The organism is Streptomyces sp. CRN 30 (assembly GCF_034105845.1).
Genome location: NZ_JAVRHI010000421.1, coordinates 1 through 13,606, shown reverse-complemented (window position 1 = coordinate 13,606; position 13,606 = coordinate 1). Strand labels below are relative to the sequence as shown.

The 13,606-nt window shown below is 71.7% G+C and carries 9 protein-coding genes and 2 pseudogenes; 4 read left to right on the top strand and 7 right to left on the bottom strand.

Features of this window, described 5'->3' with window-relative positions:
• The first annotated feature begins 55 nt into the window (after positions 1 to 55).
• Positions 56 to 1,048 carry a porphobilinogen synthase gene (gene hemB / locus UW392_RS46425; protein ID WP_320781383.1) on the top strand — a complete coding sequence of 331 codons (993 nt, stop codon included), beginning with the start codon at positions 56 to 58 and terminating at the stop codon, positions 1,046 to 1,048.
• A gap of 71 nt (positions 1,049 to 1,119) precedes the next feature.
• Here hemB and UW392_RS46420 read toward each other — a convergent pair whose 3' ends face one another.
• Positions 1,120 to 2,223: a hypothetical protein gene (locus UW392_RS46420; protein WP_320781382.1), complete on the bottom strand. Its 1,104-nt coding sequence runs from the start codon at positions 2,221 to 2,223 to the stop codon at positions 1,120 to 1,122.
• Between the two features lie 140 nt (positions 2,224 to 2,363).
• Positions 2,364 to 3,164, bottom strand: a complete 801-nt coding sequence (locus UW392_RS46415) for a DUF4232 domain-containing protein (RefSeq protein WP_320781381.1) — start codon at positions 3,162 to 3,164, stop codon at positions 2,364 to 2,366.
• A 211-nt stretch (positions 3,165 to 3,375) separates the two neighbouring features.
• On the opposite strand from UW392_RS46415, the gene UW392_RS46410 reads away from it, so the two are divergent.
• Positions 3,376 to 4,929 (top strand): helix-turn-helix transcriptional regulator, encoded by a 1,554-nt coding sequence (locus tag UW392_RS46410; RefSeq protein ID WP_320781380.1) that lies wholly within the window; start codon positions 3,376 to 3,378, stop codon positions 4,927 to 4,929.
• Between the two features lie 41 nt (positions 4,930 to 4,970).
• On the opposite strand, the gene UW392_RS46405 is transcribed toward UW392_RS46410, so the two are convergent.
• On the bottom strand, positions 4,971 to 5,903 hold the full coding sequence (locus tag UW392_RS46405) for an aminoglycoside phosphotransferase family protein (RefSeq protein WP_320781379.1): 933 nt from the start codon (positions 5,901 to 5,903) through the stop codon (positions 4,971 to 4,973).
• Between the two features lie 400 nt (positions 5,904 to 6,303).
• Here UW392_RS46405 and UW392_RS46400 point away from each other — a divergent pair.
• Positions 6,304 to 6,381: pseudogene (locus UW392_RS46400) on the top strand (MarR family transcriptional regulator); the annotation flags it as partial.
• A gap of 72 nt (positions 6,382 to 6,453) precedes the next feature.
• Here the strand turns inward: UW392_RS46400 and UW392_RS46395 are convergent.
• Together UW392_RS46395 and argS are read right to left on the bottom strand one after the other, a co-directional pair.
• Complete coding sequence (locus UW392_RS46395) at positions 6,454 to 7,251, bottom strand: DUF4253 domain-containing protein (protein WP_320781378.1); 798 nt, start codon at positions 7,249 to 7,251, stop codon at positions 6,454 to 6,456.
• 76 nt (positions 7,252 to 7,327) lie between these two features.
• Entirely contained in the window at positions 7,328 to 9,097 is a 1,770-nt protein-coding gene (argS, locus tag UW392_RS46390) for an arginine--tRNA ligase (protein WP_320781377.1), read from the bottom strand.
• A 216-nt stretch (positions 9,098 to 9,313) separates the two neighbouring features.
• On the opposite strand from argS, the gene lysS reads away from it, so the two are divergent.
• Positions 9,314 to 11,074, top strand: a complete 1,761-nt coding sequence (lysS, locus tag UW392_RS46385; RefSeq protein WP_320781376.1) for a lysine--tRNA ligase — start codon at positions 9,314 to 9,316, stop codon at positions 11,072 to 11,074.
• Positions 11,075 to 11,130: 56 nt separating this feature from the next.
• On the opposite strand, the gene UW392_RS46380 is transcribed toward lysS, so the two are convergent.
• On the bottom strand, positions 11,131 to 11,508 hold the full coding sequence (locus tag UW392_RS46380; protein WP_320781375.1) for a hypothetical protein: 378 nt from the start codon (positions 11,506 to 11,508) through the stop codon (positions 11,131 to 11,133).
• A 98-nt stretch (positions 11,509 to 11,606) separates the two neighbouring features.
• Positions 11,607 to 13,606: pseudogene (locus tag UW392_RS46375) on the bottom strand (ALF repeat-containing protein); the annotation flags it as partial.

Below are 13,606 nucleotides of genomic sequence, written 5' to 3'. Positions count from 1 at the left end.
AGGGCCGACGTCGCGTCGGTAAAGGTGCATGTGGGACAGGCGTAGCGTGGAAGGCATGACGCAGTACGGATCCTTTCCCGGAACACGGCCTCGTCGGCTTCGCACCACCCCCGCGATGCGTCGGATGGTGGCCGAGACCAGGCTGCACCCCGCCGACCTCATCCTGCCCGCCTTCGTGCGGGAGGGTGTGAACGAGCCCGTGCCGATCGCGGCGATGCCCGGGGTCGTGCAGCACACCCGGGACAGCCTGAAGAAGGCGGCGCTGGACGCGGTGGAGGCCGGGATCTCCGGGATCATGCTGTTCGGCGTGCCGGAGGAGTCGAAGAAGGACGCCCTGGGGAGCGCCGGGACCGATCCGGACGGGATTCTGCAGGTCGCGCTGCGGGACGTGCGGGCCGAGGTCGGGGACGAGCTGCTCGTCATGTCCGACCTGTGCCTCGACGAGTTCACCGACCACGGGCACTGCGGTGTGCTGGACGCGGAGGGGCGCGTCGACAACGACGCCACCCTGGAGCGGTACGCCGAGATGGCTCAGGTGCAGGCCGACGCGGGTGCGCACATCGTCGGGCCGAGCGGAATGATGGACGGGCAGATCGGGGTCATCCGTGACGCTCTCGATCAGATCGGGCGCGAGGACGTCGCCATCCTCGCGTACACCGCCAAGTACGCGTCCTCGTTCTACGGGCCCTTCCGGGAGGCCGTCGGATCCTCGCTGCGGGGTGACCGCAAGACGTACCAGCAGGACGGGGCGAACACCCGCGAGTCGATGCGCGAGCTGGCGCTCGACCTGGCGGAGGGCGCCGACATGGTGATGGTCAAGCCGGCCGGGCCCTACCTCGACATCCTCGCCCGGGTCTCGGACGCCGTGGACGTGCCGGTCGCCGCGTACCAGATCTCCGGCGAGTACTCGATGATCGAGGCCGCCGCCGAGAAGGGGTGGATCGACCGGGACGGGGCCATCCTGGAGTCGTTGCTCGGGATCAAGCGGGCCGGGGCGCGGAACATCCTCACGTACTGGGCCACCGAGGTCGCGCAGAAGCTGCGGTAGTCGTCGGCCGTACGTCCGTACGAGAAGGGGGCCCCGCCCGGTGCGGGGCCCCCTTCGTCGGTGCCGGGAACCTACTGGGCGGCGACGAGCTTCGTGCGATAGGGCGGCGTGTCGGACGAGTACGACGTGTTCGTGTCCTCGTGGGAGCCCCAGCCGACCATGTGCAGGCTCAAGGGACCGGGCGCCGCGTCCTCGGTGAAGCGCATCCGGAGCTTGACCTCGGTCTTCTCGTCCGCGGCGAGTGGAAGCCTGCCGACGAACACACCGTGGAGCTCCTCGTCTCCGTCGGCCTCGGAGGGGTGCCAGCCCTCGACGCCGTTCTCGTCCGGGCCGTATACCTCGAACTTGATCTGGGATGCCTCGAGCCAGTCGCCCACTCCCAGCGCGCGTGTGATGTTCACGCCGACGGAGTATCCGGGCTCGTCGACGGCTATCAGGCCGGTGTTGTCGACGTGCATCGTCAGTTCGGTCCAGTCGGCCCCGGCGACGAAACCGGAGGCGGGGACGCCCTCCAGCGTCATCTTCGCGCCCTCGAGATAGATCGGCCCGTCCTCGTCCCCGCCCCCGTCACCCGGCGCGACGTCACCGACCGCGCTCGGGTACCAGTTCGCGACCGACACGACGTCGCCGTCCGCGTTGCTGCCCTCGCCGGTGACGTACACCTCGATCGGGACGTGCGGAGCGTCGGAGGTGAAGCCGAGCCGCGCGCTCAGGAAGTATCCCTCGCCGGAGCCCATGTCGTAGCTGCCGAGCTCGATCTCGAAGGCACCGGGCCCGCGGTCGAGGCGGAGCTCCGCCCGGTGCCACTCGCCGTCCGGGCCCTGCACCTCGGCCGTGATGTGCGAGGCCTTCAGCGCGCCGGTCTCGTCGGAGATGCCGATGGCCGGAACGTAACCGGACACCGGGGCCCGGTCCCCGTTGTCGACCAGCACGGTCAGCTCCTGCAGCTCCCCGCCGGGCTCGAATCTCGTCGGGACCGAGGAATCCATCCAGATGTCCGGGCCCTGGGTGAAGCCCGAGGAGACGTCGGTGGTGTCGGTCGCGCTCTCCCCGGGCGCGTGGTGCGACGCCTCGACCCGCGGGTTCTCCCGGGCGGCGAGTGCGGGCGTGGCCGTGAGGACGGTCGAGCCGACCACGGCGGCAGCCGCGAGGACGGCGATGCGTCTCAGCTTCATGTGGTTCCCCTCCCATGCGTCCGGGTACGGGACCCGGCCCCCTGCATCCATGATCGGCACAGGTTATCCCTCGGGTCTGACATCGCGAGGAAGGTCGAGTGAAGGCGGAGACGCGATCGCCGAACATGTCAGGCGGCTTCTCAGAACAGCGCGTTCTCCAGCGTCTGCTGCCAGTACGTCACGCGCAGCGTGCTGTCGAAGTACACGCCGTCGCCCGGCAGGTTCACCGTCGTGGAGCCGGCGCCGTCGCCGTTCAGGTCCTGGAAGCCGATCGAGACCTTCTTGGCCGTCTCGCCGTTCTCCCCGCTGCCGTCGGCGGACGCCAGCATGACCCCCGCGTAGCCGGACTCGCCCGGGGCGAGCGTCACCACGGCCTGGGGCTTGGTCGACTCCGCGATCTGCGGGGCCCACTGCACCTGGCCGAAGCGGACGTACGGGTAGTACGGGAGGTCGCAGAGCTTGCTGCCCTTGTTGGTGACGGTGACCAGCATGTGGTTCAGGGGGCGGGAGACCTCCTGGACGGTGACCCGGGTGTTGGAGCTGCTGCAGATGTCGCGGTTCTCGGGGGCGTACGGGTCCTCGTCGGCCGAGCCCTTGGACGAGGTGGAGGACGAGGACGAGCCGGAGTTCGAGTTCGAGGAGCCCGTGCTGGTGCTCGTGCCCGTGTTCGATCCGGAGTCCTTCGCCTGGGAGGCGTTGGCGGCCGAGCCGGTGCCGCCCTCCGCCGCTTCCTCGTTCGCGTTCTCCTTCGCCTCGTCGTTGCCCGCGGGCTTCGCGGTCGCCGTCGGGGCGGGCTGCGAGGCGCCCTCGTCCTGTACGCCCGTCCCGCTCTGGCAGGCCGTGAGGGAGAGCGCGGCGAGTGCGACGGCGGAGACGGTGAACAGGCCGCCGCGGGAACGGGCGGAACGGGCGGGACGGGCGGAGGTGCGGAAGGCGCGCATGACGGGGTCCCCTGTTGTGTAGGTGGGTTGTAGCGAACCGCTCGACCGGCTGCCGGGAGCGGCGTGCTTGGATGACCACAGCTTGGGGGGCGGTCCGTCCCGGCCGCCACACCCGGCGGGCCATCAGGGACGCTGGAACGCTGAAACGGGCCCTGACCTGCGGGGACGACCCTTGCCTGGAACGGCGGAATGGGACACGGGGGATGGAGGAATGGTGTCGGAGGTCGATGCGGCGGCTGCGTTCGCGGCCACGCTGCGGGAGTTGAAGGAGCGGTCCGGACTCAGTTACGGGGCGCTCGCCAAGCGACTCCACATGAGTACGTCGACGTTGCACCGGTACTGCAACGGGGACGCCGTACCCACGGACTACGCGCCCGTGGAACGGCTCGCGCGGCTCTGCAAGGCATCACCCGACGAGCTGGTCCAGCTGCACCGGCGGTGGGTGCTGGCCGATGCGACGCGGGGGCGCAAGGGGAGCGGTGAGGGGGCGGCTACTGCCCCGGGGGGTGCCTCGGTCGGCGTCCCGGGCACGGTGGATGAGGAACGGGCCGAGGCGGGATCGGCGGGGGGCGGCGAGCCCGAGCCCGCGCCCGCACTCGAGCCCGCGCGCAAGCCCGCGCCCGAGCCCAAGCCCAAGCCCGAGCCCAAGCCCAAGCCCAAGCCCGAGCCCAAGCCCGAGCCCAAGCCCGAAGCGCATCCCACCGACGAGTCGGCGGGCCCGGGTGAGTTGGTCAGCTCCTCAGGAGCGGGAACGGGAACGGGTTCGGGCGCACCCGGTAGCGGGCGGCGCCGCCGTACCCGTACGGCCGTCGTCGCCGGGATCGCCGTCGCCGCCGTGCTCGGTGCCGTGACGTTCCTCGTGAACCTGCCCACCGACGACGGGAAGGACGACGGCCGTTCCGATCGCGCCGGGGTCGCCGCGTCCGTCGAGTCCGGGAACGGGAACGGGGAAGCCGGTGAGGACGCCTCACCGTCTCCGTCGGCCTCCCCGTCACCGTCCACGGCCTCGCCCTCCGCGTCCGCCACGGACGAGGAGGAGGTGGGGCCGGGCGGGGCCGGTGCCCCGGCACCCGGCGAGGACGAGGAGCGGGGCGGCGACACCGCGTCCGGTCCGCCCCTGACCGTGCACACCCAGCCGTACACCTGGGAGAGTCCCTGCTTCGCCCGTTATCTGATCGACAGCCCGCCGTCCGAGGTGGGTCCGCCGCCCGTCGAGGGGAACGCGCCCGCTTTCGTCCGGTCGGAGGGCGCCGTCTCCTCCGGCGAGCAGTACATCACCCTCACCGTGCAGGGGACCGGGCCGGAGACGGTGGTCGTGGAGAGCCTGTCGGTCCGTATCGCCGCCAAGCGGTCGCCGCTGGCCTGGAACGACTACGTCATGGGGTATCCCGGCGTCGGCTGCGGCGGCGGTGTCCAGACCCGCACCTTCAATGTGGCGCTGGACGCCGTCCGCCCCGGTGTCGACCCCGAGGCGGGCAGTGCCGACTTCCCGTACAAGGTGAGCGAGTCGGACCCGGAGGTCTACTACATCCGGGCCGACGCCTCCGCGTACGACGTGAGCTGGTACCTGGTGCTCAAGTGGTCCAGCGGCTCGCGGCAGGGCACGCTGGTCGTCGACGACCAGGGGAAGCCGTTCCGCACCAGCGGCAACAACAGCCGTCCCGCGTACGAGCACCCGATCGACGGGACGGGGTGGGTCGAGGAGGGGACGACGCTCGCGCAGGAGCAGCTGGTACAGGAGGAGGAGCAGCGGGAGCAGCAGTGACCTCCGCGGTCCCCCCCCCGGACCTTCCGCGGTCGCCCGCGTCAGCCGACCGTCCCGAACCACGCCTCGGCCATGTCGTCCAGGCGTGGCCGGGGTGGGGCGGGGAGTTCGCGCAGGCTCCAGACCAGGTCGCTGAAGACGTGCAGGAGGGTGTGCGCGAGGAGTTCGCGCGGGGGGTGCGGGGCGCGGCCGTACGCGGCGTAGAAGCGGCCGAGCTGCCGGGGGTCGGCGCGGGTGATGAAGAGGGCGGCGCCCGCGAGGTCGTACGCCGGGTCGCCGATCATGGCCGGCTCGAAGTCGAACAGGCCGGTGAGGCGCCACCCGTCGTGCGGGTCGACGATCAGGTGCTCGCGGATGAACTCGGTGTGCAGCAGCACGCCGCGCGCCGGCGCCGCGAGCGGGACGGAGCGCAGGAAGTCCGGGATCTGCTCCAGCCAGTGCGGCGGCAGTCCGGCGGCGCGGTGGTGGGCGAGCGCGTTGGCGCGCCGCACGGCCACGAAGCGGCCCCAGTCCGCCGGTCCGACGACGTCGGCGACCGGCTCCGGGTCGACCGCGTGCAGTGCCGCGAGTACCTCGGCGGCCTCGGTGACGATCCGGTCCCGGTCGGCCGCCGGGATCCGCCGCCACGTGCGGGCGAGGCCCTCGCCGGGCAGCCGGGACATCAGGACGTAGCGCCAGTTGTTCTTGTACAGGTCGGCCGCGTGCACCTTGGGGGTCGGCACCGGGAGCCGGCCCTCGAGGTGCGACAGCACCCGCGCCTCCCTGAGGGCCTCGGCGGACTCGAACCCGGGGTACAGCTTCAGCACGAGTGAGTCGCCGACCTCGTACACCGGCAGTGACCCCTCCTCGAACCGCAGCACTCTGATCTTCCCGAGGCCGAGTTGCGCACAGAGGTCCTGGACCGCCGGGCGCAGCAGCGCCTCGTCCCGCACGACCTCGTCCAATTCGTCGACCGTGTCCACGCTGGGCAGCATGGGCGGCAGCCTAGGGGGTGCCGCACCCGTCCGGATGGCGGAATGTGCGGATGTACTACTCACGTATTTACCGGGGGTACGGTTCGCCGCCCGCGCCCGGGGTCTTCGGCACCGAGGGGCCGGCGGCCGCCTACCGGGAGGCGCTGGAGCACCTCCCGGAGCGCGCGCTCCAATACGCGACCACCGAAAGCGCCCCCGCGCTGGGAGCGGCGCTCGCGGCGCGGCACACCGTGCTGCTGCGAGCCGGTGGTGACCAACAGGCCGCCCGCCGTGGTGGGCAGCCCGCCGGAGGAGATCGAGGAGGGGGTGCGGCGGCCGGTGGAGGATCCGGTCAGTTGGCAAGCGATGACTTAAAGCGCAAAGTGATGGCGGACTTCGCCCGGCGGAGAGCCAGGCGATCCTGTCCAACGTCGTCAATCGCTGTGAGCAGCGCGGCTGGGCCGTACGGGCACCCGACCCGGACGACGGCCGTTACACCGCCCGGAGGGGGCACCCCCAGCGCACGCACCGAACGCCGCTCCTTCTCCCACGGGGATCCGCCAGAAGCGCCCTAGTCCCACCAGAAGGACCACATGCGCTGCCCGAGCACCTCTTCGGCCGCGTACGCGGAGACGGTGGTGTGACGGCCCTGCGTCAGGTTGTCAGGGCAGAAGGCGAAGTGCTCGGCGGCCACGGCCTCGGCCTCGGCGTTGGTGGTGGGCGGCGCCGCGACCGAGACGATCAGCTGGTCGAAGGTGAGGGCGACGACCCGTGTCCCGAAGCGGTCCTCCCAGGAGCGGAGCACCGAGCAGAGCAGGGCCACGTCGTCCTCGTGGTTCAGCGGGCCCGTCCAGCCGATCGCCGCGGGTATGTCGGCGCTGCGGCGGGCGGGCACCAGCGCGAGACGCGGGTCCTTGAGCCAGGACCCGTCGGCCAGGAGGGCGTCGGCGACCTCGGCGGCACGGACGGCGGGATCGGCGACGAGCGCACCGGCGGGGGCGAGGCCGGGCCACTCGGTGCCGAACGGTCCGTCCGACGCGTACTCACCCCAGATCTCCGCCAGTACCTCCTCGGCCTCGTGGTCACCGGGGTACGAGGCCGTGCGGGGCGACAGCTCCCACTCGTCCGGCGCGCCGTGCGCACCCCCGGTCTCCACCAGCACCGGCAGCAGTCCCGCCCGCGCGGCCGGCGAGCCCAGCGCCGTCCAGGCGCCGGGGGCCGCCGCGTACTCGCCGTGCCACAGCAGCGGTTCGGGCCACGGACCCTCGTCCGTCGCGTCGATCAGTCGCCCGAGCGGGAGCCTGAGCCCGAGCGAACGGCCGCTCGGGTCGGTTCCCAGCCGGGGCAGCGGGTTCGGGAGAGTCGCCATGTCCGTGACTGTAAGGGCGGCCACTGACAACGGGGCGGGCCGTGCGGGCGATGTCGAGACAGGTGCGGGCGCGCCCTCAGAGCCGCTCGGGCGTCCTGATGCCCAGCAGCGCCATGCCCTTCTGCAGCGTCCGGGCCGTCAGGTCGACCAGGAACAGGCGGTTCTCCACCTGCTCGGGCGTCTCCGCCTTGAGGACCGGGCACTGGTCGTAGAACGTGGTCAGGTGCGAGGCCAGCTGGTACAGGTACGCGGCCAGCTTGTGCGGCTCGTGGCCCCGCGCCACCTCGAGGAGCAGTTCGCCGAACTGGTCCAGGTGCAGGCCGAGGGCGCGCTCCGCGGGCGCCAGCTCCAGCTCCGGGTGGGCGGCCGGGCGGGCCTCGCCCGCCTTGCGGAGGATGGACTGGATGCGGGCGTACGCGTACTGGAGGTACACGGAGGTGTCGCCGTTGAGCGACACCATCTGGTCCAGGTCGAACTTGTAGTCCCGTACCGCGGACGTCGACAGGTCCGCGTACTTCACGGCGCCGATGCCGACGTACCGGCCGTTCTCGGCGATCTCCTCCTCGGTCAGGCCCACCTTCTCGGCCTTCTCGCGGACCACCGCGGTGGCGCGGTCGATCGCCTCGTCGAGCAGGTCGACCAGCCGGACCGTCTCGCCCTCACGGGTCTTGAACGGCTTGCCGTCCTTGCCGAGGACCGTGCCGAAGGCCAGCTGCTCCGCGGTCACCTCGTCGTTCAGCCAGCCCATCCTGCGCGCGGTCTCGAAGACCATCTTGAAGTGCAGGGACTGGCGGGCGTCCACCACGTACAGGAGGGTGTCGGCCTTGAGGCCGAAGACGCGGTCGCGGATGGCGGAGAGGTCGGTGGCCGCGTAGCCGTAGCCGCCGTCGGACTTGCGGACGATCAGCGGGACCGGGTTGCCGTCGGGGCCCTTGACGTCGTCGAAGAACACGCACAGCGCGCCCTCGGAGTCGACGGCCACACCGGACTCCTCCAGGAGGCGGCAGGTCTCGTCCAGCATGTCGTTGTAGCCGGACTCGCCGACCACGTCGGGGTCGCGGATCTCCATGTCCAGCTTGTCGAAGACCGAGTAGAAGTAGATCTTCGACTCGTCCACGAACTTCTGCCAGAGCGCGAGGGTCTCCGCGTCGCCCGCCTGGAGGTCGACCACCCGGCGCCGGGCCCGCGTCTTGAACTCCTCGTCGGAGTCGAACAGCGCGCGCGAGGCCTTGTAGAGCCGGTTCAGGTTGGACATGGCCTCCTCGCCGGAGACCTCGCCCCCCTCGTGGTCCAGTTCGTGCGGGTGCTCGATCAGGTACTGGATGAGCATGCCGAACTGGGTGCCCCAGTCGCCGATGTGGTGGCGCCGGACCACCGTCTCGCCCACGAACTCCAGGATCTGGACGACCGCGTCGCCGATCACCGCGGAACGGAGGTGGCCGACGTGCATCTCCTTGGCCACGTTCGGCTGGGCGTAGTCGATGACCGTGGTACCCGCGTGCTCCGCGTACGGCACGCCGAGGCGGCCGTCGGCGTCCGCGTACCGTGCGGCCAGGTTCTCCGTGATCGCCTTGTCGGTGATCGTGACGTTGAGGAAGCCGGGGCCCGACACCTCGACGTCCGCGAGCAGGTCACCCGACTCGATCCGGGCGACGACCTGGGTCGCCAGCTCCCGCGGGTTGGCCTTGGCCTTCTTGGCGAGGGCGAGGATGCCGTTCGCCTGGTAGTCCGCCCGGTCGCTCCGTCGCAGCAGCGGGTCCGCGTCGGCGGCCTCCGGCAGGGCTGCCGAGAGGGCGTTCGCGAGGCGCTGGTGGACGGAGGCGGTGAGGGACTGGACCGAGGCCATGGAGTGGATGCCGTTCTCCTCGTGGGTACGGGTGGATGTGGCCAGTATCCCACGGGGGGTGAAGCCGTTTTCTCGGGCGAGTGGCGTGGTTCCCGCCACAGGCGGCGCTTCGCGCACGGCCGTGAAAAGGCGTTTTCGTGGTTGTGGCCCGAGCTGGGAGAATGGGTGCGGTCAGCCGTGCGACCGTCCCGGCTGCGGTATTGAGGAAAGAAGGACGTGCCGATCGTGGCTCAGAGCACCGAGACCACCGACTGGGTCTCCCGTTTCGCGGATGAGGTCATCGAGGAGTCGGAGCGCCGGGCCCCGGGCAAACCCGTCGTCGTCGCGTCCGGCCTCTCCCCGTCGGGCCCCATCCACCTGGGCAACCTCCGCGAGGTCATGACCCCGCACCTGGTGGCCGACGAGATCCGGCGGCGCGGGCGCGAGGTGCGCCACCTCATCTCCTGGGACGACTACGACCGGTACCGCAAGGTGCCGGCGGGCATCGCCGGGGTCGACGAGTCGTGGGCCGAGCACATCGGCAAGCCGCTGACCTCCGTCCCGGCGCCCGAGGGCTCGGCGTACCCGAACTGGGCCGAGCACTTCAAGGCCGCCATGGTCGAGGCGCTGGCCGAGCTGGGCGTCGCGTTCGACGGCATCAGCCAGACCGCGCAGTACACCTCCGGCGTCTACCGCGAGCAGATCCTGCACGCGATGAAGCACCGCGGTGACATCGACGCGATCCTCGACCAGTACCGGACCAAGAAGGCCCCCGCGGGGCAGGGTCAGGCTCAGGCGAAGAAGTCGCAGAAGCCCGTCGACGAGGCCGAGCTGGAGGCCGCCGAGGGTTCGGGCGCCGCCGCCGAGGACGACGGCAGCTCCGGCTCCGCCGGCTACTTCCCGTACAAGCCCTACTGCGGCAACTGCGGGAAGGACCTCACCACCGTCACCGCGTACGACGACGACACCACCGAGCTGACGTACACCTGCACCGTCTGCGACTTCGGCGAGACGGTGCGGCTGGACGAGTTCGACCGCGGCAAGCTGGTGTGGAAGGTCGACTGGCCCATGCGCTGGGCGTATGAGGGCGTGATCTTCGAGCCGAGCGGGGTGGACCACTCCTCGCCCGGGTCCAGCTTCCAGGTGGGTGGCCAGATCGTCGGCATCTTCGGCGGCGAGCAGCCCATCGGGCCGATGTACGCGTTCGTCGGCATCAGCGGGATGGCCAAGATGTCGTCGTCCCGCGGTGGCGTGCCCACGCCCGCCGACGCGTTGAAGATCATGGAGCCGCAGCTGCTGCGCTGGCTGTACGCCCGCCGCCGGCCCAACCAGTCCTTCAAGATCGCCTTCGACCAGGAGATCCAGCGGCTCTACGACGAGTGGGACAAGCTCGACGCCAAGGTCGCCGACGGGAGCGCCCTCCCGGCCGACGTCGCCGCGCACGCGCGCGCGGTGGGTACGGCCGCCGGTGACCTGCCGCGCACGCCCCGACCGCTGCCGTACCGCACCCTGGCCTCCGTCGCCGACATCACCGCCGGCCACGAGGACCAGGCGCTGCGCATCCTGAGCGAGCTCGACCCGGCGAACCCGCTCGGCTCGCTCGACGAGGCGCGGCCCCGGTACGACAGGGCCGAGGCGTGGATCAACACCCACGTGCCGGCCGACCAGCGCACGATCGTGCGGGCCGAGCCCGACGCCGAGCTGCTGAAGTCCCTCGACGAGCAGGCGCAGGGCTCGCTGCGGCTGCTGCTCGACGGGCTCGACGCGCACTGGTCCCTGGACGGGCTCACCCACCTCGTCTACGGCGTGCCCAAGGTCCAGGCCGGGTTCTCCGCCGACGCCACGCCCAAGGAGCTCCCGCCGGAGATCAAGGGCGACCAGCGGAAGTTCTTCGCGCTGCTCTACCACCTGCTGGTGGGACGCGACACGGGTCCACGCCTGCCCACGCTGCTGCTGGCGGTGGGGCAGGAGCGGGTGCGGGAGCTGCTGGGGGAATAGACCGTAGAAGTGCGTGAGGGGCGCTCGGCTGGTGCCGGGCGCCCCTCACGCGTGCTTCAGAGGGTGACGGCGATGGCCAGGATGACGGCCACGAGGGTGACGAGGAAGACCGTGAACTGCCCGGCCGTCAGCGGGCGTACGGGCTGCCCGGACCGGACCCGGTCCGTCTGGCGTCTGATGTAGCCGGTGAAGGCGACCCTCGTCAGCGCCAGGCCGAGCATGGCCGCCGTGTACAGCTGGAGCGGCACGTGCCCCTCGTCGCCCCGCACCACCGAGTCGGCGACGACGCCGAGCCCGGCGGCCAGGGGGAGCAGGGCCGCTGCCCACTTGTTCCTCCTCTCGGGGATCAGGGACCGGAACGCCACCGCCGCCGCGGTGCCTGCCACGAAGGCGGCGATCCACCAGTCCGTACGGGAGAAGTCAGAGGTCAGCACAGCGGGGCTCCGTCCGTGGCGGCTGGTCTCGGTGTGGCGGCGGGGTGATGCGCGGTCACTGTCGGCGGTGCGGGCGCAACACCCCGCGTAGGTGGGTGTCACCAGGTGAGCAGGCCGACCACCGTGCTCACCGTGTCACTGACGGCGCCCGAGATCGCGGAACCCGCTCCCTCCAGGCTGCGCAGGATCGCGCCCTTGCCCTGGAAGATGCCGCCGAGCATGAAGACCCCGAGCGATTCCCGGAACTGGGAGGATCTCCAGCCGCCCTCGTAGCCGAGGGACAGCAGGGTACTCACCCCCTGAACGCCCCAGGAGACGAGCCCGACCCCGACGGCGACGCCTCCGACGATGGGGGCGACGGGCCCGGTGAACGGGGCGACGACGCCGATACCGAGTGAGATACCGCCGAGCACCGTGCTCCAGTGCGTGGTGGCCGACGCCCAGTCCCTGGGGTCGCTCATGTCCTTCGGCCACAGGCCCCACCACTTGGTGTCGCCGGTGTTGTCGGGGTCGTTGACGTTCTCGTCGTCGTAGTCGGGTCTGTCGGCGGGATTGGTCCCGTTCTGCTGGTTCTGCTTCGCCTCCTGGGCCGCTTTCCGTGCCGCCGCGACGGCCTCGGCCTGCCGCTTCTGCAGCACGATCTGCCTGGCCTCGGTGGCGGCGGCAGCGGCGGCCTTCGCGTCCTTGCCGGCCTGGATGGCGGAGGCCCGCGCCGACGAGGCGGAGGCCTGGGCCGAGAGGGAGGAGGCCACGGCCTGCCGGGCGGACGCCGCGGCCCGGGTCATGGAGTAGTTGGCCGAGCGGGCGGCACCGCGCGCGGTGACCGCCGCAGACTGGGCGGACTTGGCGGACTGGGCCGCGGCGGCGGCCGAGCGGTCGGCTTCGTCCGCGTTGGCCTTGGCCTCCTTCGCCGAGTTCTCGGCGTCCGTGGCGTACCCCCGGGCCTTCGCCGCCCACTCGGTCGCCTCCGACGCGGCCTGGCGGGCCTCGGCGGCGGCCTTGGACGCCAGCGCGGCGTCCTCCAGGGCCTTCGCGGCCACCTGCGCGGCATGCGCGATGGCTGCGCGGACCGCCGCGACGTGGGTGGCGTGGTCCTGATCGAGGCGGGCCACGTCGTACTTGTCACGGACGACGAAGGCACGCCGCATGCGGGCGGAACCCTCCAGCACGATCTGGGCCGCCGACTTCATGTAGGGACCGCCCGAGTCGAGCAGGCTGAAGATCTCTACCTGGTCGTCCTCCTTGGTGGCCGCCGCCAGCTCCACGGTGAGGAAGTGATGCAGAGCGCGCGCGCTGCCGTCGCTCAGCGCCGCCTCGGCCCCCGCCTTGACGGCCGCGCCGGGCTTCGAGTTCAGCAGCGCGAAGATCGCGACCCGGTTGTCGTCGGCCGCCGCCTCGACGACGCCGCTGTTGAGGAAGGCGCTGATCGCCCCGGGGTCGCCGGAGGCCAGCGCCTCGGCGGCGGCCTCGGCGATGTCGGGCGTGCCGAGCTCGGCGAGGGTGAGGACGCTCTCCCGGTCGTCCTGGCCCTGGGCGAGGAGACGGTCCGTACTGATCCAGTTGACGACGTCGTCGTCGGAGCCGGAGAGGGCGTACTCGGCGGCCTCCCGGGTCCAGCTGCCGGTCGCGTCCAGGAGCCTGACGGCGGCCTTGCGGCCGCTCGCGACCGCTGTGGCGGTGTCACCGGCCTGGAGGGCCTTCTCGGCGGCGGCGACGAGGTCCTTGATCTCGGCGGTGGTCCGGTCCGCCTGGGTGCGCTGCTCGTCGGCCCGCTTGGTGTCGTCGGTCTCGGCCTGGGCCCGCAGCCGTGCCTCGACGACGCCGAGCGCGGTGTCCTCGGCGATGCGCTCGGTCTCGGCCTCGCGGGCCGCCTTCTCGACCGACTGGGCTTCCTTGACGGCGTCGGCGGCGGCGTTCGCCGCCGTCACCGCCGCGTTGGCGTACTCGGTGGAGCGCTTGGCGTACTCGACCGCCTTGCCCGCGTTGTCCGCCGCCTCGTCGGCGGCGTCGGCGGCCTTCAGGGCGTGCTCGGCGGCGCTGTTCGCGGCGTCGCGGGCGGCTCCGGCCGCGGTGGCCGCCCGTCCCGCGAGCGTCCGGG